The following is a 23,794-nucleotide window of genomic DNA, read 5'->3' as shown; positions in this document are numbered from 1 at the left end:
ACCCAGATGAATGAAGAACCAGCGATCGATGAGGCACGCCGCCGCTATGATTTTAAAAAGACCCTCGAGAGACTCGAGGCGAAGGAGGGGAGCGGGACTGAACTGATCACGCTCTATATCCCCCCGGACAAGCAGATCTACGACGTGACCGCCCAGCTGCGGGACGAGTTCGGGCAGTGCTCGAACATCAAGAGCAAGCAGACCAGGACCAACGTGCAGAGCGCGATCTCGTCGATCCTCTCACGGCTCAAGTACTACAAGCGGCCGCCGGAGAAGGGGATGGCGATCTTCTGCGGCACGATCCTCCTCGGCGGGGACCGGTCGGACCTCGAGTGCACGGTCATCGAGCCGCCTGAACCGTTGAATCTGTACATGTACCGCTGCTCCTCGAACTTCGAGCTCGAGCCCCTCCGGCAGATGCTCGAGGAGAAGTCGATCTACGGGCTGCTGGTGCTGGACCGGCGTGAATCCTACTGGGGCTTTCTCCGCGGCAACCGGATCGATCCCATCGGCGGGTCGACCTCGACGGTCCCGGGCAAGCAGCGAAAAGGTGGTCAGTCATCGGCCCGTTTCCAGCGGCTCCGTGAAATCGCCATCAACGAATTCTATACCAAGGTCGGCGAACGGTCGAGCGCGGTCTTCCTTGCAGAGAAGGACTTCTTCGAACGGTTCAAAGGGGTGCTGATCGGCGGTCCGTCCCCGACCAAGGAGGAGTTCGAAGCCGGCAACTACCTCCACCACGAGGTCCAGAAGCGGGTGATCGGCCTCTTCGACATCTCCTATACCAATGAGAGCGGCCTCGCCGAGCTGGTCGACGCAGCGCAGGACGCCCTGAAGGGCGTCGAGGTGATGAAGGAGAAGGCCGTCATGAACCGGTTCCTCAAGGAACTGGTCAAGGATGACGGGGTCGCCGCCTACGGTGAGTCCTCGGTCCGGAAGAACCTCGAACTCGGCGCCGTCGAGACCCTGATCCTCTCCGCAAGTCTGCGGGAGGTCCGCCTGAAGATCTCCTGCCATGCCTGCGGCTATACCAACGAGATGACCGTGAAGACGGCCCCCGGGGAGCGTGCACAGAACCGGGACCTCGGCAACTGCCCTGAGTGCAGCGCCCCGCTCGAACTGGCAGAGGAGAGCGATATCATCGATGAACTGACCCAGCTGGCAGACCAGTCCTCCACCAAGGTGGAGATCATATCAGACGACTTCGAGGAGGGTTCGATCCTGTACACTGCGTTCGGCGGGATCGCGGCACTCCTCAGATACAGGACCGGATACTGATGTTCACAGAGAATTACACCCTGATTGAACGCGTGCTCAAGGCATGCACTGATGAGACGGAGATCGCCCTGACGGACGGTGGCGAGCATGCGGACCTCGCATCGACGGTGGCCTTTGCCCTGGCAAAGAAGCGGCACCAGGCCCCGAAGGCGATCGCCGAGGAGCTGGCCGCGACCCTCAACGCGAACCCCGAGCTGGCCGGTATCCGGGTCGAGGCGCTCGGCCCGTACCTGAACTTTTCGTTCGGTTCGGAATACCTGGAGGAGACCCTGAAGGCCGCGGTGCAGGATGACTTCGGCACCTCCCCAAAGAAGCCGGTACGGGTCGTGCTGGAGCACACCAGTGCCAACCCGAACGGTCCCCTGCATGTCGGGCACATCAGGAACTCGATCCTCGGGGATACCCTGGCCAGGGCGTTCCGAAAGGCCGGATACCGGGTCGAGGTCCAGTACTATGTGAACGACATGGGCCGGCAGATCGCGATCGTGGCCTATGGGTTCGATCACCTGGACACCGGTGCCGAGCCCGGGGAGAAGGAGGATCATCATATCGCCCGTGTCTATGTCGCTGCAAACCGCGACCTGGAGGCTAACCCCGATAAGGGTGCCGAGATCGACGAGCGGATGCAGTTGATCGAGAAGCGGGACCCGGCGACGGCCACCCAGTTCCGCGAACTGGTCAGCCGATGCCTGGACGGCTTCAAGGTCACGATGCAGGGGCTGAACGTCAAGCACGACCGGTTCGTATGGGAGAGCGACTTTGTGAAGATCGGGGACATGGAGAAGGTCCTCGGGCGGCTGGCGAAGCTGCCGCAGGCGGTTCCACCGACAGACGAAGACGGCACCTTCTCGCTCGATCTCTCCTCGTGCGGATACAAGAAGTCCTACGTGCTCCGCAGGAGCGACGGAACCTCGGTCTATGCGGCCCGCGACCTCGCCTACCATATCTGGAAGGGGAGGAACTTCGACCGAGTGATCGATGTGCTCGGTGCCGATCACAAACTGATCGCAGGGCAGCTGGTCTGCACGCTCCGCCTTATCGCCGAGAAACCACCGGAGGTCGTCCATTTCGAGTTCGTCTCCCTCCCGGAGGGATCGATGTCCACCAGGGCCGGCACCTTCGTCTCGGCCGACGAGCTGATCGAGGAGATGCAGAAGCGGGCCGTCGAAGAGGTGCGGGTGCGCAGACCTGAGCTCCCGGTGGAGGAGTGCGACGCGATCGCGGCTTCAGTAGGTCGGGCGGCGATCCGGTACGACATCATCAAGGTCTCGCCTGAAAAGTCGACGGTCTTCGACTGGAAGGAGGCGCTCGACTTCGACCGTCAGAGCGGCCCCTACGTCCAGTACGCCCATGCCCGGGCCTGCAGCATCCTCGACCGGGCCGGGCCGTTCCAGGAGCGGTACGACCTGCTCGAGAGCCCGTATGAGATCGCACTGGCGAAGCATATCGCCAAATTTCCCCATGTCATCGAGTCCGTGGTCAGGGACCTGCGCCCGCACATGCTGGCCACTTATGCCCGGGACCTGGCCGACCTCTTCAACACCTTCTACCACTACGACCCGGTGCTGAAGGGCGAGGGGCCTGTCCGCGAGAGCCGGCTGACGCTGGTGCTGGCTGCAGAGAAGACCCTGAAGGAAGTCCTGGAGACCCTCGGTATCGATGCACTCAGATCCATGTGAGTCGCTTCGGAGGCAGGGGTACCAGTTCTTCTCCCCCCACTCTTCTGCAGCCGTGAAGCCCTGCCTCTGGTGCATCCGGGCGCTGAAGGGGGGAGAGATGTGCTACAAGCACCAGTTCTATGGGATCGAGAGCCACCGGTGCGTGCAGATGACCCCGACACTCAAGTGCAATCAGCGCTGTCTCTTCTGCTGGCGTTCGTTCGAGCACGAGGTCGAGGAAGAGACCGAGTGCACCCCTGAGGAGATCCTGGCCGGGGTGGCGCGGCTCCAGTTGAAAGGGCTGGCCGGGTACAAGGTCTCCCCTGATGTCACCGCCGAACGGTTCGATCAGGCGATCCATCCGAAACATATTGCGATCTCGCTGGCCGGCGAGCCGACCGGTTACAGCCGGCTCCCCGAGTTGATCGATCTCTTCTCTGCAGAGCAGTACACCACCTTCCTGGTCTCCAACGGGACGCGCCCGTGGGTGCTGCGGAAGTGTAAGCCCTACCAGCTGTACATCTCGCTCGATGCCCCGAACGAGGCGATCTACCGGAAGCTCTGTCAGCCACGAGGGGAATACTGGGAACTGGTGCAGGAGTCGCTCTCCCTGCTCGGAAGCCGGCGGTCTGCGATCCGGCTCACGCTGGTTGCCGGGATCAATGACACCGACCCGGCCGGGTTCGCCGCGATGATCGCGGACGCGGCCCCGACCTATGTCGAGGTGAAAGGGTATATGTATCTCGGATCCAGTAGAAATCGTCTACAGCAGGGGCATATGCCGGACCATCAGAAGGTCCGGGGATTTGCAGAGCAGATCGGCAGGTATGCCGGATATTCGATCAAGGATGAACACCCTGGCAGCAGGGTCGTGTGTATGGAGAGAGCAGATGAGATTTGACGTAGAAGAGTATCGGAAACGTGCGAAAGAAGACTTTGAAGGGGCATGGCACCAGGGCCCGGAGGTACTGACCCCTGCCGGGTACCAGCACCGGTACCCACACCTGCAGTACCAGCGTGCCCAGGAGCACCCGATCTTCGCGATGATCAATGCGCTCCGCCAGACCTACCTCTCCCTCGGTTTCGACGAGTGCGCCAACCCGGTGATCATCGAGGAGCAGGACGTGTACCGACAGTTCGGCCCCGAGGCGATGGCCGTGCTGGACCGGGTCTTCTACCTGGGCGGGCTCCCGCGCCCCAACGTCGGGATCGCAAGGGCCCAGCTCGATCAGATCAACGAACTGCTCGGTCGCGAGATGACGACTGAGACCGAGGAACACCTGCGCGAGACCCTGCACGCCTACAAGAAGTCGACGATCGATGGCGACGACCTGACCCATGAACTGGCCGTGGTGCTGGAGACGGACGATGCACGGGTGGTGCACATCCTGGACAGTGTCTTCCCTGAGTTCCGCTCGCTCTGCCCGGAGTCGTCCCGTTCGACGTTGCGGAGCCATATGACCAGCGGCTGGTTCATGACGCTCGGTTCGATCTGGGAGCGGACACCCCTGCCGATCAAACTCTTCTCGGTGGACCGGTGCTTCCGGCGCGAGCAGGCCGAAGGGCCGACCCGGCTGATGAGTTATCACTCGGCCTCCTGCGTGATCGCCGGCGAGGACGTGACCCTTGAGGACGGCAAGGCGGTCAGCGAGGCGCTCCTGTCTGCATTCGGGTACACCGACTTCCGGTTCCAGCCCGATGAGAAGCGGTCCAAGTATTATATGCCCGACACCCAGACCGAGGTCTACGCCCGTCATCCGGTCCATGACTGGGTCGAGGTGGCCACGTTCGGGATGTACTCCCCCTCGGCGCTCGCCGAGTACGGGATCGGGGTGCCGGTGATGAACCTGGGGCTCGGTGTCGAGCGGCTCGCGATGATCCATTACCATGCCGATGATGTCAGGCAACTGACTCATCCGCAGTTCTTCCCGCGGGTGCTCACCGACCGGGAGCTGGCCGCGGGGGTCACCCTCCGCGAGGAGCCGGCCTCGGTCGAGGGGCGTCACCTCGCGCTGGCCGTCGAAGCGGTGGCCCGGGCCCACGCCACCGAGCCCGGTCCCTGTTCGTTTCCGGTCTGGGAGGGATCCCTCTTCGGCCGGCAGGTCCAGGTCTCTGTCGAAGAGCCGGAGGAGAACTCAAAACTGCTCGGCCCGGCCTGCGCAAACGAGATCTTCGTGTACCAGGGCTCGGTGCTCGGGGTGCCTGACGTCGAGAAGTGGCAGGCAGTCAGGACCGACGGTGTCTCGACCGGGATCACCTACCTCGGTGCTGCTGCCGCGATGGCGTCCGCACGGATCGAAGAGGCAGCCCGGTGCGGCCAGGGGACGACCGTCCAGGTGAAGATGGCGAAGCTCCCGAGCGATATCAACCTGCAGATAAAAGAGTTTGCGATGCGGTCGATCACCGACGCCAAGAAGAAGATCGATGTCCGGGGACCGGTATTTCTGACCGTCCGGTCAGCGATCTCCGACAACCTTTGAGAACTGGATATTGCCGGCCCCGATCTCGGTCTTGATCGGGATCCCCAGTTCCACGCAGTTTCCGATCAGGTTCATCCCGCTGTACGAGACGATCGAGATCCGGTGCGGGTCGGGCTGGACATTGAAGACCGAGGGCCCCATCTCCACCGGCAGGACAAACCCGTTGTTGCGCATCGCGGCGATCAGGTCCCTGACCTGCGACTCCGCAGGCAGCGGCACCTGCCTGATGTTGGCAAGGGCTATCCCGGTGCCGGTGGTGACCAGAGGCTGGATGGCCGTCAGACCCGAGGAGATGAAGAGCTGGAGCGGGTCGATGGTGGTCCCGCGGTAGCCGATCAGGTTGGTGAACTCGACGGCCTTTCTGTTTTTAACGGCCAGGGTCCCACCGTACGCGACCTTGACCGGGACCCCCTGCTGCTGAAAGACCCCGTCCATCGTGATCGAGCAGAGGGTGATGAATCCGACATGCCCGGCCGGCACCTTTGGGTGCCGATCGATAATCCGGTAGGCGTTGAAGAACCCGCAGCCTGCATCGATCACCTGATCGAACGCTGCCGTGACCCTGTCGGTCCACTCCTCCGGGACCGTCGAGATGTTGTAGGCGACGTCGCCGGTGCCGGTGAGCGGGTCGAAGGTGGACCGGAACGCGAGACGTTCCAGTTTTGAGATGATGAACCCGATCCGGTCGTCGACCAGGGCCTGGTCTGTCTCGGAGAGCCCCTGTTCGGTCAGCAGCCTGCCCTGGTTGCCGACCTTCCTGGTGAACCCTGCATTGTCCAGGTATCGGAGATAATACTGGACTGCCCGGTCGCTCAGCACAAATCCCCGTTCCGCCATGATCTCGCTGAGCCTCTTGGCTCCGAGCGGCTCTTCGTGATCTTTGAGGATCCGGAGGATCTCAACACATTTCCGTTCTGTTTTGATCATGGTCACTTCGCCTGTACAGCCCCCTGGCTGTCCTGGTACCGTCCTTCATAGGTCCGACCGCCCCCGCTCACCTGGTGAAAGATGATCTGGACGACCCGGTCCCCTGCCTTCAGGACGACCTCATCCTCCCCGAGCAGCGTCAGCGCAAGGGTCAACTGTCCCCGGAACCCGGGATCGACGAACCCCCCGCCGAGCAGCACCCCCCGCCGGGCGAACGAGGATCTGCACCGCATCACCGCTGCCAGCACGGGTGGGAGTTCGACCCGTTCCATGCTCGGGACCAGCGTGCAGACCCCGCGTGAGAGGACGATCTCCTCCCCTGCCCGCAGATCATAGGAGGCCGGCTGCAGTGATGCTTCGGAGAACGGGGTGATGATCAGCTGCCGCTCCGGGTCCGTGCAGTTCCGGTGTTCTTCTATCTGATGCGCTGAAAGAATCATATACTTATTCAAATGGCAGGAATAGACTTAATATCCTTCGATAATATAGTGGTTACCACAACAATTCTGTCCTGTCCTGATATGCCGCGGGGGACCGATTGAGAAGGCCTGGATCGTGGATCCGCCGGTCTCTGACGTGGTATGATGCAGGTGGATCCATAGGGTAGTGGATATCCTCTTGGGCTTCGAACCCAAGGACCCGGGTTCGAATCCCGGTGGGTCCGTGATGCACATGCCGCGCAAATTCCGGCCGGCCTGCTCCTGTTCGAGATATTCCCCGATGAACTCCTGTATCATCGCGTATTCCCGCAGAAGTGTCGGTATTTCCAGTGTGGATCTGCTGGCTATCACCCGGGTTGTGGGAGTTTTTTACGAAAAAATTAATTACCTCGATGTCCTTTGAATAATAGAACGTCTTGGTATACCTCCTGACATGGGCGGGTATGGTAAGGATGGCCGCATAATATACAATCTGCGGCACTGGTATCGGGAGTTGAACATGATGCACCATCAGAAGAACAAGGGATTCGCATATGAGTCCGACCAGTCCTCTTTTGTAGTCTCGTTTCTCCTCAGGGTTTCCTCACAATTCCAGATACTGTCCCTTCTACCACCGCTCTCTGGAAGGTATCCCGCATCAATTGATGGGCGAGGATGGGTAAAGCATGCTGAATGAACTGATAGAGAAGAGAAAGAAGATTCTTGCAGAGTCTGAACAACACAAAGAGAGAAGAAACGAGCTCAATGCACTTGCCAGCAAGTTCGCACGCGAGCGAAATGCTCTGAACACCAAGACCCGCGAGTTTGTCGACGAAGCCCAGAAGAACAAGGACCTTCGTGACGAGTCGAACCGTTCAGTCCAGTCCTTAAAGGAAGAGCGAAACGCGCTGAACGAGCAGGCAAACGTGCTCTTCGAGGAGATCGAGGACTTCAAGAAGGAGCACGGCAACCTGAAGAACCGCGGGATCAAGGAACTGCAGAAACAGATCGAGCACCTTGAGTTCAGGCAGCAGACCGAAGTGATCAGCACCGACAAGGAGCGGGAACTGATCGACAAGATCAAGCAGATGAAGTCCGAGGTCCGGGACCAGGAGTCTGAACTCGAGCAGAACAAGGATATGCGGACCAAGCTGAACGATGCCCGTGAGTTTCGCAAAGGCGCCTCAGATATCCACGCGAGGGTGACCGAACTCGCCGAGCTCGCCCAGAAGTACCACGACCAGATGGTCGAGAACTACCGGAATGCCGACAAGTCGCGTGAGTCCGCAGACGAAGCCCACAAGAGCTTTGTCGAGGCCCAGGAGTCTGCAGATGCAGAGCACAAGTTCTTCCTGGCCTGCCAGAAGGAGCTGCGTGACTACGATAAGGTGATCGGCGGTCTGCGCAAGAAGACCCGCAAGACCAAGGTGACCAAGGAACAGAAGGCGGTCAGGAAAGAGGCTGAGCGGATCTTCACCTCGTTCCGTGGCGGCGAGAAGCTGACCACCGACGACCTCCTCCTCCTCCAGCGTTCAAAACTGGTATAACCCTTTTTTTGTCTGGAACGGTGCCACGGGGAGATAGAGATCTGTCATCTGGTTCGTATCGGGTTTTCTTGAATGGTCTTTATACTGTAATTGAATAGGCCTGTCTTTGACGTATTGGTGTCCGGGATCGGTCCGGAATGGTGCGTTTAACACTATTATTTAATAGATCTGGTACAATCACTATGTCAATGTCAGATGGGTGGACCCTCATCCTCTCTGTGGACAGGGACGATGACATCGGCTATAAGGCAGGGGTAGCGAGCCCCGTCGTCGGCCGCGAGGCCTGCCTGGAGACGGCGACGGCCCTGGCGCTGGTCGACCCTGAAGACTCCGATGTGAATGCGATCTTTCAGGCGATCAAGATCTACGACGACCTGAAGCGGGAGGGGCAGCAGGTGGCCGTCGCGGTGATCAGCGGTGATCACTTTCACATGATCGAAGGGGATCGGCTGATTGCACGTTCGCTCGACCAGGTGATCCGGGCCACCGGGGTCACCGACTGTATCATGGTCACCGACGGAGCAGAGGACGACTATGTGATCCCGATCATCCAGTCCCGGCTTCCGGTGTCGAGCGTCCGGCGGGTCGTGGTCAGCCAGATGCCCAACCTCGAGGGGACCTACTATATCCTCAAGAAGTTGCTCGACGACCCGAAGATCTCACGGCCGCTGCTGGTCCCCATAGGCCTTGCGATGCTCCTCTATGCGACTGCATACCTGCTCGGCTACCCGGAGGTGGCCGTGGTGATCGTGGTCGGTGTGATCGGGGTCTACCTGCTCCTCAAGGGGTTCGGTGTCGACGAGATCTTCGGCTATACCTACCATTCTCTGTACGAGTCGCTGAGCCGGGGGCGGTATACGGTGATCACCAATCTGGTCTCACTCCTGCTGATCCTGTTCGGGGCACTCTCAGGGCTGACCACGATGATCGTCTACTACCTGACGCCCGAACTGGTGGGGGTGCTGTACCTGCTCCTTGCGTTTCTGTACGGTGCGATCCCCTGGTTCGCCGGTGCCGGGCTCGTTTCGACGGCAGGAAAGATCCTGGATGTCTACCTGGCCGAGCGGGAGAACCTCTGGAGGGTGGTGATCCTCCCGTTTGTGGTGGTTATGCTCGGGCTGGCCATCTATGGGATCAGCACCTATATGCTCGCGGCCAGCGGGGCCCCGGACTTTGTGCTGACCCCCGAGGCCGCCCTCAGGTACCTGCTGGTGACGATAGCCGGCTCCCTGGTCTCCCTGGTGGTGGGGCTGTCGGTGCAGGCCCGGCTGAAGCGGCTGGCGGTACCCCCGGCAGTGAACGGGGACGTCCCGGTCTCCCCTGCCGAGTGATCAGAGCGAGTCCAGGCTGATCGAGCTGAACTCGTGCGCGTTTATTGTTAGGTCACGGACCCCAAAGGCGGCCTGGACAAATGGCTGGTCGAGGGCGTCGGCGACGTCGCACATGTAGTCGAGGAGATCGATCGAGAGTTCCCGCTGCTGCCGGCTCTTCTTCAACTGGTCGAGCAGCATGGTCAGCTTCTCCGGGGGCTCGTTCCGCAGTTTTGCGACCGAGATCACACACATGTAGATCCTGGTGATGTTCCGATCCGATCCGGTGATCGTCTCAAAAAAGTTCTTCACCACCTGTGCCTGGTAGATCTCGCCGCTCATCGTTGATCGATCAGTCCTTCACTCCCCGGCAGGTTAAAGATTTCGAAATGTGATCATTTAAAAAAAGGGTCGCATCTCAGACGAGATGCCGTCGGTCCCGGCGGGATCACTTGGTCGCCGAGACGATCCTGATGATATCGCCGTCTTTTAACTGCTGACTGTCCTTGATCCGCATTTTGGTCTTGGCATCGATCGCATACAGGAACCCCTTGCCGATGTCGGTGTGGACCCGGTAGGCCAGGTCGCGGGGGGTCGACCCTTTCTTCAGCAGGAACGCATCAGGGAGCACCCGTCCGCGGCCGTCGGTCAGGTGGTTCTCGTCCTCGACCGGGTAGACCACGATCTGGTCGAGCAGGTCGAAGACGACCCGGTTGATCGTCTGCTGCACTCCCGTTCCGTTCAGGGTCTTCATCACCGTCGCCATCTGCTGCAGTGCCTTCTTCTGCGGTGCGTTCAGCACGGCTCCTTCAGGAACGGTAAAGACGGTGTCCCCGGGGAGGTAGTGGATCAGGTGCGCCTTGTCCGCATTCCGAAGGGCCAGTTCTGCGGCACCGCTGACCAGCGGGATCTTCTCCTCTGTCAGGCGTGCACGCAGGGTCTCATCGGCCAGGTCTGCCTTGTTCCCGATGATCAGCATCGGCTTGGTCTGGAGGAGCAGCTGTTCGCAGAAGGCGATCAACTGCTCGGTGTCCGCATGGACCAGGTCGGCTCCGGTCTCCTTCTCCACGTACTGGACGTCCTCGATGGTGATCCCGAGCCCAGCGACCACGTCGGCGAGGCCGGCTGTCAGGACAACGGGCTTGGACTGCGCCGTCCGGAGCAGCCGGGACCAGTGCTTCTCGACGATCCCGTAGAGCCACATCGTCATCTCATGGGTCAGGAACGTGATGTCCCCAACCGGGTCGTGGGACCCCAGATCGACCGGGTTTCCCTCTGCGTCGGTGGCTCCGCTCGCGTCGACGACATGGATGATCGCGTCGGCCTGGCGCAGGTTGTCCAGGAACTGGTTTCCAAGCCCGCGGCCGGTGTGCGCCTCGGGGACCAGCCCGGCGACATCGATCAGGTTCACCGGGATGAATCTGAATCCATCCTGACAGACCCCGCACGAGACCTTCATCTCCTTGCACTGGCACGGGACCCGTACAAAGGCGACGCCGTGATTGGCATCGATGGTGGTGAATGGATAGTTGGCAATCTCTGCATCTGCAAGAGTGGCAGCTTTAAAGAATGTGGATTTGCCACAGTTTGGTTTTCCGGCTAATGCGATCGTTATCATACGAGGTACAGCTCCCCTGCAGTGCCATCCCCCGGGTGGGGGGACCAATGCAGAGGAGGGTTGTTCGCTGTCTCGTAAATATCTACCCTCTTGATGCTCTCTTCACCAAAATGAGGGGAGGGTTTTGTGTCACCGGGAATGCACCCGGCAGGAGTAGACCCCCGGGTCCGATCTTCTGGGGCCGGCCAGCCTCACCGGTGGTCGAGGCCGTCAAATTCGTCACTATCTCCAGAGATCTCCTCTTCAGTACATTCCGGGTCAGGGGGCCGTCGACGTCGATCACCACGATTCCTCTGATCTGGCCTTAATAAATAACTACTTATACTTAAATTGCTTACTTTGGGTTAGTTCATCGGATCGTCCTGATGAACGGTAGCAGTCAGTGAAAAGGAGAGATCGATAATGGCTTTTGGAAGAGATAATCCGTTCAGTCTCTTCGGGCGCGAGCTCGACGAGATGATGGCAGCGATGGAGAGCAGATTTCAGTCGATGATGGACACCTCCAGGTTCTTTCCGGGAGGGCTTCTTCCTGCGGCGGGGTCGTCTGCAGGAAAGTTGATGCCGGTGCTGCGGGGGGACCTCCGTATCGATGTCCGGGAGATAGGGGACGAGGTGATCGTCGTCGCAGACCTCCCAGGTGTGGAGAAAGGGGATGTATCCCTACGGCTGGTCAATCCGAGGACGCTTGAGATCTCCTGCGAGCGGAAGGTCGACCATGAGGAGACCGGTGAGGGGGGACATATCATCCAGCAGGAACGGATGTTCGGCTCGATGGACCGGCTGCTGGTCCTTCCCTCAGAGGTCAGTGCAGAGGGTGCCACGTCCAGCTTCAAGAACGGCGTCCTCGAGGTGCATCTCCGCAAGATCCCTGTCGAACGCGGGACAATGATCCCGATCGAGTGAGGGTCTGTATGACCGAGACTGCACGTGATCACTATAACCTGGGGATCCAGCAGAAGAAGCGGTATCTTCATGCAGATGCGCTGGCCTCTTTTGAGGCCGCGTCGGCGCTCGAGCCGGAGAACCCGGAATTTCTGGAGGCTAAGGGGAACATGCTCTATGCACTCGAACGTTACCAGGAGGCACTCGAGACATACCAGAAGGCCGAGTCACTGGCAGGCCGCCATCGTGGGCTGCTCCTGGCCATCTCTAGCACCCTCGCGTCACTGGGCCGGCAGGAGGAGGCGGTCAGGCTCTATGAGGAGGGGATGCAGGCGCCAAGGGCCTGAATCCCCTTTTTATCCCATCCAATGCTTTTATATGGGCTGACGCAGAGATACTGCCTGAAATATGGCAGAAGATGGCTATAACGTGGCAACTGTTCAGGGCAGGGAGGTCCAGTGGGACCCTGAACAGATGAGAAAGATCCAGGAACATCCCTGTTTCAGCGAGAAGGCGTGCCACTCCTTTGGGAGGATGCATCTGCCGGTCGCCCCGCGGTGCAATATTCAGTGCAACTACTGTGTCCGCGACTTCGACTGCGTGAACGAGTCCCGTCCCGGTGTCACGAGCCGCATCCTGACCCCGGACGAAGCGGTTGCGATGATCAAGAAGGTGATGGCCAAGTACAACTACATCAAGGTGATCGGGATCGCCGGTCCCGGCGAGCCGCTGGCCAATGAGGAGACCTTCGAGACCCTGCGGCTGGTCCACGAGTTCTTCCCGTCCACGATCCGGTGCATCAGCACCAACGGTCTGCTCCTCCCCGAGAAGATCGACCTGCTCGAGAAATACGGGGTCGGGAATGTCACGGTCACCCTGAACGCTCTGGACCCAGAGGTCGGAGCGAAGATCTACTCGTTTATCAACTACCATGGCAGCCGGTACGAGGGGGTCGAGGGGGCGAAGATCCTCCTTGAGAACCAGTTGAAAGGGATCGAGCTGGCCGTGAAGAAGCATATGATCGTCAAGGTGAACACTGTCTTTATCCCCGGGGTCAATGACGATCAGATCCTTGCGATCGCCAAGAAGACCAGTGCGATGGGAGCCTACACCTTCAACCTGATCCCTCTGATCGCCCAGTACAAGTTCGCCGATATCATCCCGCCGACTCCTGCTGAGAAGCGGGCGATGCAGGACACCTGTGCGCCCTACATCAAGCAGATGCGCCACTGCCAGCGGTGCAGGTCTGATGCCATCGGAAAACTCGGCCATGACGTGCAGTCCTGCGTCTATGGGGACGATGAAGCGAAGAAGGACTGAATCTTTTTTTAATAGACCCAGGTCCCCTGCCACTCCTCTCTTCTCAGCAGGGGCTCTGCTCGCCGGTTCAGCGCATTCAAAAATGGTGTTTCGGGGATCGCCTTTTTGGTTCCCCCGGTGGTTCACTGACCTGATGATCGTTCACTGAACCGCTTTGAACAGGGAGGCCCGTGCATTGCAGATCGGACAATTATCAGGTATCGTGTTGATGACGATGTTCCCACAGATCGGGCAGAGATAGACCGTCTCCACCTCCAGATCCTTCCCGTTCTTCACCGCTTCGGCGGCCTGCTTGTAGAGCCCTGCATGGACCTCCTCAGCCAGCATCGCGTGTTTGAAGGCCATCACGGCGTCCATCCGCCCTTCTGCCTCGGCGTCTCTGACGAACCCGGGGTACATCTCGGTGAACTCATGGGTCTCCCCGGCGATCGATCCTTCCAGGTTCGCAGCCGTCGACTTGACGGCGCCGAGCACCCGCAGCAACCGCTTCGCATGGATCGCCTCGGCCTGTGAGGCCGCAAGGAAGAGTTTTCCGACGTTGGCGTACCCCTCTTCAGCTGCCTTCTCAGAGAAGGCGAGATACTTTCTGTTCGCCTGGGATTCACCTGCAAAGGCTTCTAATGCATCGTCTTCTGTTGCCATAATCAATAGATTATCAGGAAATCTGCTACTTAAAGGTTCTTCACGTTCAAAATGGGCGTCCGGGTCGCTGGGCAGGGCTCTGTGACGCCCCGGCAGGATGATGGGGAATTATGCGGCAAAATCTGACGCAAAATCAGGGTATATCACCTGCCCCATCCTATACAATGTGTTCACAAAGGTGAACAGGAAAGCAGTTATGAACACATACAACGTGAATATCGATGGACCCGCACCTGACCCGGACGCACCCGGCGTCGCTGCACATGTCTATTCCGGTATCCGGAGCTCCGGGCAGTATTGTCGTCCAAATGAGATGATTTGGATGGGCCAACTCGGACATGTACTCCCTATGACCAGCAGACGAAATCCAGTCTCTGCTATGGGAATGTGATACTGGTATCCTGAATTCACACCCACACACCATCTGGCTACCCACTCACTCATCATGGTCAACACTCGAACCAGAACATTTTGCCTCATGCCTCACAGCACGCACTCGCTGTGATTCCCGGGGGGGATTTGTCTACCCCCTGGTCATATATTTTTCAGCCTGATTTTTCTGGAACTGCTCTTACGTGCTCCTCGTCTGTCTCCTCGTCTCTCGTCAAGCATGAGATGGACGACTCCAGGTTTTAACGATAAACAGGGAAGCCGAAGGATTGAGCAGCGTGGATGTCGACAGGGATGACGATATGATACTGGGCATCACGAAGATCGGTTCAGAATCTTTTTTAGGGGGTTCCTGTCAATAAGGAGATCAGTGAAGCCTGTGGGGTACCGGGTGGTCGCTGAATCTCAACCTCTGCAGATCAGCGGGATCCCTGTGATCGAACGGCCGCGGGAGAAGATCCAGAAGCGCGGAGCTTCGGTGCTGACCGAGCAGGAGCTGATCGCCGCGATCATAGGCAGGGGGGTGCGGGGCCACTCGGTGCTCTCGGTCGCAACCGCGGTGGAGGAGCAGTTGACCCAGAATTCCCCTGTGCTCGAGTACAGGGCCCTGGCCGGTATCCCCGGGGTCGGGCATGTCAAGGCCTGCCAGCTGCTGGCCAGTATTGAGCTGGGCCGGCGATTTTTCGATAGATCGCCGACCAGGATCCAGAGGCCTGAGGACGTCCTGCCCCTTCTCTCCCATCTTCGTGAAGAGAAGCAGGAGCACTTTATCGGTATCACGATGAACGGGGCCGGCGAGATGGTCAAGATCCGGACGATCACCGTCGGGCTGCTGAACCAGAGCCAGATCCATCCGCGCGAGGCCTTCGCCGATGCGATCACCGATCGCGCAGCCTCGGTGATCTTTGTCCACAACCACCCATCGGGGTCCCTGCTCCCGAGCGAGCAGGACCGGATTGTGACCGGGCAGCTGGTCGAGGCCGGCAGGATCCTCGGCATCACCGTGCTCGACCACTTGATCATCACCAGAAAGGGGTACCTCTCAATGAAGGAACAGGGACTGATCTGAGGATCACGGGGTGCTGATCAGCAGTCTCCCGAGTGCCTGCCCTTTCGCATACGCCTCGTCGACAAGATCCGGGTAGTGGTGCAGGTCCTGTTTCTGGTCCATATTATTGATCAGCAGCTGATCGGCGAACTTCATCCCGATGATATCGAAGAATGCGGCCACGGTCAGCAGCACTCCTGAGAAGACGTCCTTCCTGTTCATCCCTGATATCGCAATGAAGAGTCCCTGCCGCCGCTTCTCCCGCTCTGCACTGACCAGCGGCTCCCGCCGGACATACTTGGCCATAAAGAAGACCTGGAACCGGTCGATGAAACACTTCAGTTCCCCGGGTATCCCCATCGTCATGACCGGGGTGGCGATGATCATCCCGTCACAGTCCCTGATCTTTCCGTACAGCGGGATCATATCGTCCTCGATTTTGCAGGTTGGATGGGTTTTGCAGTGCATCATCTCCATGCATCCTGAGATCTGCATCTGCGTAATCACGATCTTCTCGACACTGCATCCGGCTTCTGCAGCCCCCTGGAGGGCTTTATCCAGAAGCAATGCGGTGTTTCCATTTTCAAGCGGGCTGCCGAGTATCCCGATGACTCTCCTCTCCATAGCGGTCTGTATTACCGCGGCATAATATAAGATCTGTTGTCTGAATCCGGCGCAATGATGGGAAAATGGTCGATAACGCAATTCATATATAGTTCAGGGGTCTATGAACCATTCGGTGATAAATCTGACAGAAGGAGATCACGTTAAAGCAGGAAACAAGGTTACTCCAGGAAAATATGTCTGTATCGACTGCGGCTACGAGTCCGTGTTGTCGGATGTGGAACAGGACCTCCGGAAGTGTCCGAAGTGCGCGTGCGAAGAGTACCAGTGCTTCCCGATGACGCATATCCGGCCTGACATCAAGACCGTCGAAGATGTGCAGCACCCCCCGAAGAGAGGGGACAGCGCCCAGTAACTGAATATAATCAGCGATCCAGCAGTGCCGGATAGAGGAGATCATTATGGTGAACGTATCAAAAGAAGGGCAGATTTACGTCTGTAATATCTGCGGAAATGTTGTGGAAGTCAAGGAAGTCGGCGGTGGAGAACTGATCTGCTGCGGCGAACCGATGACACTCAAGGAGTAATACCATGGATCAGAAACTGAGTGAACTGGAAGAGAAGATCGGCAAGGTGCCAAAGATCTTCAAGGACCTCAAGGACTCCAACCCGGACCTGTATGCAAGCGTGATGGGGCTGGACCAGATGGTCTGGGCAGACGGTGCGATCTCACGCCAGCAGAAGAAACTGATCGCCATCGCTGTTGCGGCGGCGATGCGTGACCAGCATGCCGTCCGGGCCCAGCTGGCGGGCGCAGCACACCTCGGGGTCACCCTCGATCAGATCGAAGAGGCGCTCCGTGTCACGTTCCTGCTCGCAGGGATGCCCGCCTATGTCTATGGCAGGGCAGCAGCAGAAGAGATCTGCAAGAAGTAGGGGGACCTGGAATGGAACTTGAAGATGTATGCGGATGCGGATGCGACGAAGAGGAGTACGCGGCGATGCCGATCATCGGTGAGCCGGCGCCCGGCTTCACCGCCCAGACCACGCAGGGGGAGCTGACACTTTCTGACCTGAAAGGGAAATGGGTCGTTCTCTTCTCACACCCGGCCGACTTCACGCCGGTATGTACAACAGAGTTCATGGCGTTTGCGGCCATCGCTGATGAGCTGAAGGCACTGAACGTGCAGCTGATCGGCCTCTCCATCGACAGTGTCTCAGCACACCTGGCCTGGATCCATGCGATCGAGGAGAAGATGGGTGTCGAGATACCGTTCCCGGTTATTGCAGATCTCGATATGCGGATCGCATCCCGGTACGGGATGATCCATACGGGTCAGTCCAACACCGCCACGGTCAGGACGGTCTTCTTCATCGATGACAAGGGAATCATGCGTGCGATGATCTACTACCCTCTGCAGAATGGCAGATATATGCCTGAGATCATCCGGCTGGTGAAGGCCCTGCAGACCACCGATGCCCATGGTGTATCCACCCCTGCCAACTGGCAGCCCGGCGAGAAGGTCGTCGTCGCCCCGCCAAAGACGGTCGCCGAGATGAAGGCTCGTCCCGGCATGGGGTACGAGTGTAAGGACTGGTACCTCTGCTTTAAGTCGGTCTGACCGCTCTGCGGACAGTTCCGGATGAACAACCTTTTTTAAAATAGATCTGCCAATAGCAGAGAGTATGGAGATCAAGGTGCTCGCCTTTGCCGCGAGCCCACGCCGGCACGGCAACTCTGAGACCCTCCTCGACTGGGTGATCGCAGCGATGGAGGAGCGGGACGGGGTCGTGGTGGAGAAGGTGGTGTTGAACGAGGCGGATGTGCGCCCGTGCAGAGGGTGCAATGCCTGTGAGAGGTTGAACCGGTGCGTGCAGGATGATGGTATGACCGCCCTCTACGACAAGATCCCCGAAGCCGATGTGGTGGTGCTGGCCCTGCCGGTCTTCTGCATGGGCGCCTGCGCACAGGCCAAGGCCCTGATCGACCGGGCCCAGGTCTTCCGGTCGCGGAAGTACGTGCTGCACCTCCCGGTAGTCCCAGCCGAACGGATCGGGAAGCGGGCGGGGCTGATGATCGCCACCGCCGGGCAGACCTGGCCGCATGTCTTTGAGGGATCCATCGCCTCGGTGAAGTGCTTCCTGCATGTCAGCGCCATTCGGGAGCGAGAGACCCGGTACCTGCTGATCAACGGGGTCGACGAGGCCGGGGCGGTCAAGACCCATCCGACCGCACAGGCAGAGGCCAGGGCGATCGCCGACGAGATGATCGCCCTCATCACGGAGCGTCTCTCGTCATGACCGTGGTCCAGGTGCTCGGCGTGCTCGGGTCTCCGCACCGGCATGGCAACACCGAGCTGCTCCTCGACCGATTCCTCGAGGGCGCCCTGTCGGCCGGCGGGGAGGTCGAGAAGGTGGTGCTGACCGATCTCCAGTATCGTCCCTGTAAAGGGTGCAATGCCTGCCACAAGACTGGGGTCTGCGTGCTTCATGACGACGCCATCCCGCTGATCGAGCGGATGGCCGGCATCGACTGCTGTGTGATCGCCTCGCCGATCTACAGCATGGGGATCACGGCGGAGCTGAAGGGGCTGATCGATCGGGGGCAGTACCTCTGGGCGCAGCGCTGGATCTTAAAGACCCGGCCTGAGCAGCTGGCCGATCCGTCCTGCCGACGGGGAGTCTTCCTCTCGACCGCGGGGCTCTCCAAGGAGACGGTCTTCGATGCGGCCCTTCCGGTGATGACCGCATTCTTTCATGGCCTCGGGTTTGCAGAATTTGATCGTCTGACCGTGAACGGGATGGACCAGTTCGGAGGGATCGAGGGTCACCCGACGGCACTCGGGGAGGCGTCAGTTCTCGGCGCGTCCGTCGTCAGAGACCTTCAGAGTCAGTGTTCTGTGCGGCCCTGAACGACGGCCCCCGGGTCTCGATGACCCGCTGCACAATCCTTCTGGAGCTGCAGAGCACCCTGTCCCCGTAGCCGCCGATCCTGACCACCTCCGCAGAGAGCGACCGGGCCCTCAGCGCTTCGGTCAGCACTGCCGGATCGAAGTTCTGGTTGAATCCGAGCGTGATCACGTCCGGCCTGATCGCCTCGATCGGCCGGAACATGTCGGTGGTGTCCCCGAGCAGGGCATGGTCGACCGGTTTCAATGCCGCAACCATCTGCAGCCGCTGGTCTTCAGGGATGATCGGCCGGGGTTTGTGCTTGACATTCCGGTCCCTGGCCACGATCACGTACAGCTCGTCCCCGAGCTTCTTCGACTCCTGCAGGTAGTAGAGGTGGCCGGGGTGGAGGAGATCGAAGGTCCCGGTTGCAACGATGCGTCTTATGGGATCACCTCGAGCTGGTAGCGCTCGCCGTCGGCGGTGAAGCAGCACCAGTCCACTTCAGAGTACGGGTACCCGATGATAAGATTATAGCGTCCTGCCCGGGGGAAGAACGAGAGGTCTGCGTCGGAGGGGTACAGCACCCCGTTGGGGTGGCTGTGGGCGGACCCGCACTTGTGCGTGTCGAGCGGCATCATCTCCATGAAGACACTGGCGGAGGTCTCCCCGCTGATGGTGCCCGGGACCAGTGAGACCTGGTCGATCACTCCGTCCCGCTCGCTCAGCAGTCCGACAAATTCATAGGGATGGCGGTCCTTTCCCATCTCAAGGAGGAGATCGAGGAGATCCCTGCTGATCCCGGTGACTCTCATAGCTCTCCAGCGTAGGGGGTACTGGCAGATAAAACCCGGAGATTATGTTCAGGTGCGGTTCCATCCCGTCCCTGCCTCCCCGATGATACGAGGTCATGATGCTGATACTGACTGCAGAGGATGTGCTGGCAGCCCTTCCGATGAAGGATGCGATCGCGGGGATGAAGCGGGCATATGCCGCCCTTTCACATGGCAGGGTCCGGATGCCGGGGCCGGTCCGGGTGGCGGTCCCCCAGATCTCGGCCGAGGTGTCGACGGTCCCGGTGCTGGTGAAGAACCCTGAAGGGGAGGCGCTCGCGGTGAAGACGACCGCCGTGTTTCCGGACAACGCCGTCCACGGAATCCCGATCGTGCACACTGCGGTCCAGGTGCTCGATGCCGGGACCGGGAGGATCGATGCCCTGATCGAGGGGACGATGATCAGTGCGATCCGGACCGGGGCCGGCGCAGGGGTGGCCACCGCCCTGCTCGCACGGGAGAACGCCCGGACCGTCTCGATCTTCGGGGCCGGCCTGTATGCGGCGCAGGTGCTCCGCGGGGTCTGTGCCGTCAGGCGGATCGAGCGGGTGCTGGTCCACAGTCCGCACCGGGAGGTGACCACCTTCGCCGGTGAGGTGGCCGGCTTTCCCGGGGTTCCCGAGGATGTCAGGGTCACCTCCGACGTTCCTTCGGCCACCTCCCGGGCTGATATCATCTGCACCGTCACCTCGTCAGCGACGCCGGTCTTCGCCGACCGGGATGTCAGGCCCGGGACCCATATCAACGGGATCGGTTCGTTTCGACCGTCGATGGCAGAGATCCCGCACCTGACGATCGCCCGTTCGCTGCTGGTCGTGGATTCACGTTCCCATGCCCTCGCCGAGGCCGGCGATATCATCCAGCCGATCCTGGCCGGACAGATCCCAGCCAGTCATATCCATGCCGAGATCGGGGAACTGATCAGCGGGGACCTGCCGGGCAGGACCTCGGCAGACCAGGTCACCTGCTTCAAGTCGATCGGGCTCGCTGCCCTGGACTCGGTCGTCGCCACCATTGTTCTCCGGAACGCACGGGCGATGGGGCTCGGCGTCAGGGTCAGGTTCTGATCGGAAAAAAGAGAGGGTTATTCGACGGTCACACTCTTGGCCAGGTTTCTGGGCTTGTCGATGTCCCGGTCCAGGGCGATCGCGGTCTTGTAGGCGAGCATCTGCAGCACCACCGAGGTGGCCAGCACCTGTACGAGCTCGTGCGACTCCGGGATCGGGATGAAGACGTCGACGATCTCGGAGAGCTCAGAGTCCCCGTCCACACCGATCGCGATGATCGGTGCTCCGCGGGCCTTCATCTCCTTGATGTTCGAGACCATCACCGGGTAGGTATTACCGGGCGAGCAGAGGGCGACCACCGGGGTCTGTGGGGAGAGGAGCGCGAACGGACCGTGCTTCAGTTCGCCGGCCGCGTATCCCTCAGCATGGATGTACGAGATCTCCTTCATCTTCAGCGCCCCTTCGAGGGCGATCGGGTAGAAGAGCCCCCTGCCGACGTAGAAGATATGCTCTGCTGGGCTGCAGATCTCCACGGCTTTTGTGGTATCGGTCAGCAGCACCTCCTCGATCACGCTGTTGGCATGGGTCAGCACCCCGGTCAGGTCTCCGTCATGGAGGAGGTTCACGATCTGCATCAGCACCGCCAGCTGCGCGATGAACGACTTGGTGGCGGCGACGCTGATCTCCGGCCCTGCCCGCATGAAGAAGGTATGGTCTGCCATCCTGGTCACGGTCGAGCCGAGGACGTTGGTGATGGCCAGGGTCGGACAGTTGTAGGCCTTCGCCTTCTTCAGCGCTGCCAGCGTGTCGGCGGTCTCCCCGGACTGCGTGATCACCATCACCAGCCCCTTGATCGGCGGGGTGAAGTACTTGAATTCAGACCCGAGTTCTGCCCTGACCGGAATCCTGCAGATCGATTCGAGCAGGTATTTGAAGATCAGGCCAGTGTGGAAGGAGGAGCCGCAGGCCACCACCGTCACCTCGGCCGGCCGCTTCAGTTCGGGGGGGATCTGCTCCTGGGTGATCCCCATCATCGTGTTGTAGAAGACCTGCGGCTGCTCGTAGATCTCCTTGAGCATGTAATGGTCGAACCCGCCCTTCTTGACGTTCTCGATCGACCAGTCGATCAGTTCGATCGGCCGTTCGACCGGCACCCCGTTGTGGAGGATCTCGCTCTTCTCAGGGGTCAGGGTGGCGATGTCCCCGTCCTCAAGGTAGATCACCCGTTCGGTGAACTCGAGCAGAGGGGTCACATCCGAGGCTGCAAAGTACTCCCCGTCCCCGACCCCGAGGACCAGCGGGCTGCTGTCCCGGGCCGCGACGATCTTCTCCTCCCCTTCCACGGTCACCAGCAGGGCGTACGAGCCCTTCAGGTACCGGATTGCTTCCTGGACAGCCGTTTGGAGGTCGCCCTTGTAGGCCTCCTCGATCAGGTGGGCCACCACCTCGGTGTCGGTGTCCGAGATGAACGTATGCCCCCTGTCGATCAGCTGCCGCTTCAGTTCGGCATAGTTCTCGATGATTCCGTTATGGACGACCGCAATCTTTTTGGTGCAGTCCAGGTGCGGGTGGGCATTGATGTCGTTCGGGACGCCGTGCGTGGCCCAGCGGGTGTGTCCGATCGCGGTATGCCCCGGGAGCCGGCTGGCGGCCTTCTCGTTCTTCGAGATCCGCCCTTCCTTCTTGAAGACATGCAGCTTCGGATTGCTGACCGCGACCCCGAACGAGTCGTACCCGCGGTACTCCAGTTTCTTGAGCCCGTCGACGACCACCGGCGCCGCCCTCCGGAACCCGATATATCCTACAATTCCGCACACGTCATATCACCACCGAGTTGTCTGCGACCACCCCAGATACGGTGGTGTTCCCCTCCTCGATCGAGACGTTGTTCCCGATGATGCAGTTCTTTAAGATCGTGAACGGGGCCGAGCTGACCCGGTCGCCGAGGACTGCGCCGAAGGTGGCCTTCATGAACTGTTTCTCCAGTTCAAAGATGGACTCATGTGACCAGGTGGTGGTGTGGTCGCGGAGGGTACAGGCCTCTCCGATCACGGCGTCCAGGATCCGTGAATGCGAGCCGATCACGACATCGTCCATGATCAGCGAGTTGCCGAGGTAGGTGAGCGGGTCGATCGTGACCCTCGAGCCTATCGATGTGTTGGGCATGATACAGCAGTTCGGTCCGATATGGCAGTCATTCCCGATCGAGACCGGCCCCTGGATGTAGGTGTTCGGACCAATTATGGTTCCCTTGCCGATATGGATCAGCCCGTAGAGCTTGGAACTCCTGCTGATTGTACCGGCCCTGGTCCCGTCGATATTCTTCAGCAGCCGTGCATTCATCTGGAGGAGATCCCAGGGATAGATCGCGTCCTGCCAGTCGACCGCCTGGATCGCCTTGATCTCTTCCCCGGCGTTCAGCATCGCCTGCAGCGCATCAGGGATCTCGTTTCCGACGATGTGCTTGAAGAACGACCGGTCCAGCGAGTAGACCCCGGTCGAGACGATGAACCCATGGGCGTCGGCCGGCTTCTCCCGGATCTCGCTGACATATCCGTCCCTGACCACGACCACCCCGAAGTTCGAGGGGGAGGGGTGGTCGGTGACCAGCACCGCGTTCTTCTCTTTGATCATCTGCTGGATCGACCGTGGATCGATATAGTTGTCACCAGAGAGGAGGAGGAACCTGTCCTCCAGGAAGGGCTCCGCGTACCGCAGTGCATGGGCTGTGCCGAGCTGCTTCTCCTGCACCACCACCCTGACCTGGACGTCGAGCATGTTCAGGTACCTGATCACATGCTCCTTGCGGTATCCGACCACGACGATGATATCTCGAATTCCGCTCTTCTGGAGCGCTTTGATCACGTACTCGATGATCGGGGTGTTTGCGACGGGGGTCAGGGCCTTTGGGCGCGACCGTGTCAGCGGCCGCAGCCGGGTCCCTTCCCCTGCTGCCAGAATTACTGCCTGCATTACGTTTCA

The 23,794-nt window shown here is 60.0% G+C and carries 27 protein-coding genes and 1 tRNA gene; 18 read left to right on the top strand and 10 right to left on the bottom strand.

Annotation, left to right across the window (positions count from 1 at the left end; all coding sequences use genetic code 11):
* Nucleotides 1–6: 6 nt before the first annotated feature.
* The 4 genes from prf1 to sepS are packed head-to-tail and all read left to right on the top strand — an operon-like array spanning nt 7 to nt 5,416.
* Nucleotides 7–1,278 carry a peptide chain release factor aRF-1 gene (gene prf1 / locus ACFKSJ_RS07975; RefSeq protein ID WP_440949272.1) on the top strand — a complete coding sequence of 424 codons (1,272 nt, stop codon included), beginning with the start codon at nt 7–9 and terminating at the stop codon, nt 1,276–1,278.
* Complete coding sequence (gene argS / locus ACFKSJ_RS07970; protein ID WP_440949271.1) at nt 1,278–2,957, top strand: arginine--tRNA ligase; 1,680 nt, start codon at nt 1,278–1,280, stop codon at nt 2,955–2,957. The genes prf1 and argS overlap by 1 nt, the downstream gene beginning before the upstream one ends.
* Nucleotides 2,938–3,837, top strand: a complete 900-nt coding sequence (twy1, locus tag ACFKSJ_RS07965) for a 4-demethylwyosine synthase TYW1 (protein WP_440949270.1) — start codon at nt 2,938–2,940, stop codon at nt 3,835–3,837. Before argS ends, twy1 begins: the two co-directional genes overlap by 20 nt.
* A complete protein-coding gene (sepS, locus tag ACFKSJ_RS07960) occupies nt 3,827–5,416 on the top strand; it encodes an O-phosphoserine--tRNA ligase (protein WP_440949269.1) in 1,590 nt (529 codons plus the stop codon). Before twy1 ends, sepS begins: the two co-directional genes overlap by 11 nt.
* Here sepS and ACFKSJ_RS07955 read toward each other — a convergent pair.
* Entirely contained in the window at nt 5,393–6,343 is a 951-nt protein-coding gene (locus ACFKSJ_RS07955; protein WP_440949268.1) for a DUF128 domain-containing protein, read from the bottom strand. The genes sepS and ACFKSJ_RS07955 overlap by 24 nt on opposite strands.
* Nucleotides 6,344–6,345: 2 nt before the next feature.
* Nucleotides 6,346–6,783, bottom strand: coding sequence for a dCTP deaminase (locus ACFKSJ_RS07950; protein WP_440949267.1), 438 nt, complete (start codon nt 6,781–6,783; stop codon nt 6,346–6,348).
* Nucleotides 6,784–6,935: 152 nt separating this feature from the next.
* On the opposite strand from ACFKSJ_RS07950, the gene ACFKSJ_RS07945 reads away from it, so the two are divergent.
* From ACFKSJ_RS07945 to ACFKSJ_RS07935, 3 genes are all read left to right on the top strand, one after another.
* Nucleotides 6,936–7,007, top strand: a tRNA-Arg gene (locus ACFKSJ_RS07945).
* A 441-nt stretch (nt 7,008–7,448) separates the two neighbouring features.
* Nucleotides 7,449–8,309: a coiled-coil protein gene (locus ACFKSJ_RS07940; protein WP_440949266.1), complete on the top strand. Its 861-nt coding sequence runs from the start codon at nt 7,449–7,451 to the stop codon at nt 8,307–8,309.
* A 182-nt stretch (nt 8,310–8,491) separates the two neighbouring features.
* Complete coding sequence (locus ACFKSJ_RS07935; protein WP_440949265.1) at nt 8,492–9,640, top strand: DUF373 family protein; 1,149 nt, start codon at nt 8,492–8,494, stop codon at nt 9,638–9,640.
* On the opposite strand, the gene ACFKSJ_RS07930 is transcribed toward ACFKSJ_RS07935, so the two are convergent.
* Together ACFKSJ_RS07930 and ACFKSJ_RS07925 are read right to left on the bottom strand one after the other, a co-directional pair.
* Nucleotides 9,641–9,961: a hypothetical protein gene (locus ACFKSJ_RS07930; protein ID WP_440949264.1), complete on the bottom strand. Its 321-nt coding sequence runs from the start codon at nt 9,959–9,961 to the stop codon at nt 9,641–9,643.
* A 106-nt stretch (nt 9,962–10,067) separates the two neighbouring features.
* Nucleotides 10,068–11,237, bottom strand: coding sequence for a redox-regulated ATPase YchF (locus tag ACFKSJ_RS07925; RefSeq protein WP_440949263.1), 1,170 nt, complete (start codon nt 11,235–11,237; stop codon nt 10,068–10,070).
* 402 nt (nt 11,238–11,639) lie between these two features.
* Here ACFKSJ_RS07925 and ACFKSJ_RS07920 point away from each other — a divergent pair, with 402 nt between their 5' ends.
* The 3 genes from ACFKSJ_RS07920 (at nt 11,640) to nifB (ending at nt 13,439) form a co-directional block, all read left to right on the top strand.
* Complete coding sequence (locus ACFKSJ_RS07920; RefSeq protein ID WP_440949262.1) at nt 11,640–12,140, top strand: Hsp20/alpha crystallin family protein; 501 nt, start codon at nt 11,640–11,642, stop codon at nt 12,138–12,140.
* Between the two features lie 8 nt (nt 12,141–12,148).
* Complete coding sequence (locus ACFKSJ_RS07915; protein WP_440949261.1) at nt 12,149–12,466, top strand: tetratricopeptide repeat protein; 318 nt, start codon at nt 12,149–12,151, stop codon at nt 12,464–12,466.
* 61 nt (nt 12,467–12,527) lie between these two features.
* On the top strand, nt 12,528–13,439 hold the full coding sequence (nifB, locus tag ACFKSJ_RS07910; protein ID WP_440949260.1) for a nitrogenase cofactor biosynthesis protein NifB: 912 nt from the start codon (nt 12,528–12,530) through the stop codon (nt 13,437–13,439).
* 141 nt (nt 13,440–13,580) lie between these two features.
* Here nifB and ACFKSJ_RS07905 read toward each other — a convergent pair whose 3' ends face one another.
* Nucleotides 13,581–14,081, bottom strand: a complete 501-nt coding sequence (locus tag ACFKSJ_RS07905) for a rubrerythrin family protein (RefSeq protein WP_440949259.1) — start codon at nt 14,079–14,081, stop codon at nt 13,581–13,583.
* 760 nt (nt 14,082–14,841) lie between these two features.
* Between ACFKSJ_RS07905 and radC the strand changes: the two genes are divergently transcribed.
* A complete protein-coding gene (radC, locus tag ACFKSJ_RS07900; RefSeq protein WP_440949258.1) occupies nt 14,842–15,540 on the top strand; it encodes a RadC family protein in 699 nt (232 codons plus the stop codon).
* A gap of 3 nt (nt 15,541–15,543) precedes the next feature.
* Here radC and ACFKSJ_RS07895 read toward each other — a convergent pair whose 3' ends face one another.
* Nucleotides 15,544–16,143 (bottom strand): flavodoxin family protein, encoded by a 600-nt coding sequence (locus tag ACFKSJ_RS07895; RefSeq protein WP_440949257.1) that lies wholly within the window; start codon nt 16,141–16,143, stop codon nt 15,544–15,546.
* Nucleotides 16,144–16,246: 103 nt separating this feature from the next.
* Between ACFKSJ_RS07895 and ACFKSJ_RS07890 the strand changes: the two genes are divergently transcribed.
* The 6 genes from ACFKSJ_RS07890 to ACFKSJ_RS07865 all read left to right on the top strand — a co-directional run bounded on the left by ACFKSJ_RS07890 (nt 16,247) and on the right by ACFKSJ_RS07865 (nt 18,995).
* The gene (locus ACFKSJ_RS07890) at nt 16,247–16,498 is read left to right on the top strand and encodes a hypothetical protein (protein ID WP_440949256.1); all 252 of its coding nucleotides are present in this window, start codon (nt 16,247–16,249) and stop codon (nt 16,496–16,498) included.
* A gap of 46 nt (nt 16,499–16,544) precedes the next feature.
* Complete coding sequence (locus ACFKSJ_RS07885) at nt 16,545–16,670, top strand: desulfoferrodoxin FeS4 iron-binding domain-containing protein (protein WP_440949255.1); 126 nt, start codon at nt 16,545–16,547, stop codon at nt 16,668–16,670.
* A 4-nt stretch (nt 16,671–16,674) separates the two neighbouring features.
* On the top strand, nt 16,675–17,019 hold the full coding sequence (locus tag ACFKSJ_RS07880; RefSeq protein WP_440949254.1) for a carboxymuconolactone decarboxylase family protein: 345 nt from the start codon (nt 16,675–16,677) through the stop codon (nt 17,017–17,019).
* 11 nt (nt 17,020–17,030) lie between these two features.
* Nucleotides 17,031–17,705 carry a peroxiredoxin gene (locus ACFKSJ_RS07875; protein WP_440949253.1) on the top strand — a complete coding sequence of 225 codons (675 nt, stop codon included), beginning with the start codon at nt 17,031–17,033 and terminating at the stop codon, nt 17,703–17,705.
* 64 nt (nt 17,706–17,769) lie between these two features.
* Nucleotides 17,770–18,384 carry a flavodoxin family protein gene (locus ACFKSJ_RS07870; RefSeq protein ID WP_440949252.1) on the top strand — a complete coding sequence of 205 codons (615 nt, stop codon included), beginning with the start codon at nt 17,770–17,772 and terminating at the stop codon, nt 18,382–18,384.
* Nucleotides 18,381–18,995 carry a flavodoxin family protein gene (locus ACFKSJ_RS07865; RefSeq protein WP_440949251.1) on the top strand — a complete coding sequence of 205 codons (615 nt, stop codon included), beginning with the start codon at nt 18,381–18,383 and terminating at the stop codon, nt 18,993–18,995. Before ACFKSJ_RS07870 ends, ACFKSJ_RS07865 begins: the two co-directional genes overlap by 4 nt.
* On the opposite strand, the gene ACFKSJ_RS07860 is transcribed toward ACFKSJ_RS07865, so the two are convergent.
* The gene (locus tag ACFKSJ_RS07860; protein WP_440951413.1) at nt 18,958–19,419 is read right to left on the bottom strand and encodes an adenylyltransferase/cytidyltransferase family protein; all 462 of its coding nucleotides are present in this window, start codon (nt 19,417–19,419) and stop codon (nt 18,958–18,960) included. The two genes, ACFKSJ_RS07865 and ACFKSJ_RS07860, sit on opposite strands and share 38 nt — an antisense overlap.
* On the bottom strand, nt 19,416–19,787 hold the full coding sequence (locus ACFKSJ_RS07855; RefSeq protein ID WP_440949250.1) for a Mov34/MPN/PAD-1 family protein: 372 nt from the start codon (nt 19,785–19,787) through the stop codon (nt 19,416–19,418). The genes ACFKSJ_RS07860 and ACFKSJ_RS07855 overlap by 4 nt, the downstream gene beginning before the upstream one ends.
* Nucleotides 19,788–19,885: 98 nt before the next feature.
* On the opposite strand from ACFKSJ_RS07855, the gene ACFKSJ_RS07850 reads away from it, so the two are divergent.
* Complete coding sequence (locus tag ACFKSJ_RS07850; RefSeq protein ID WP_440949249.1) at nt 19,886–20,872, top strand: ornithine cyclodeaminase family protein; 987 nt, start codon at nt 19,886–19,888, stop codon at nt 20,870–20,872.
* Between the two features lie 17 nt (nt 20,873–20,889).
* On the opposite strand, the gene glmS is transcribed toward ACFKSJ_RS07850, so the two are convergent.
* Both glmS and glmU read right to left on the bottom strand, forming a co-directional pair.
* A complete protein-coding gene (gene glmS, locus ACFKSJ_RS07845) occupies nt 20,890–22,629 on the bottom strand; it encodes a glutamine--fructose-6-phosphate transaminase (isomerizing) (RefSeq protein ID WP_440949248.1) in 1,740 nt (579 codons plus the stop codon).
* A gap of 1 nt (nt 22,630) precedes the next feature.
* Nucleotides 22,631–23,785, bottom strand: a complete 1,155-nt coding sequence (glmU, locus tag ACFKSJ_RS07840; RefSeq protein ID WP_440949247.1) for a bifunctional sugar-1-phosphate nucleotidylyltransferase/acetyltransferase — start codon at nt 23,783–23,785, stop codon at nt 22,631–22,633.
* Between the last annotated feature and the right edge of the window lie 9 nt (nt 23,786–23,794).

The sequence above is a fragment of the Methanosphaerula subterraneus genome (assembly GCF_052055875.1).
GTDB classification, from domain to species: Archaea; Halobacteriota; Methanomicrobia; order Methanomicrobiales; family Methanospirillaceae; genus Methanosphaerula; species Methanosphaerula subterraneus.
Note: the sequence above shows the minus strand (reverse complement) of the source record. Positions and strands in the feature narration are given on the sequence as shown.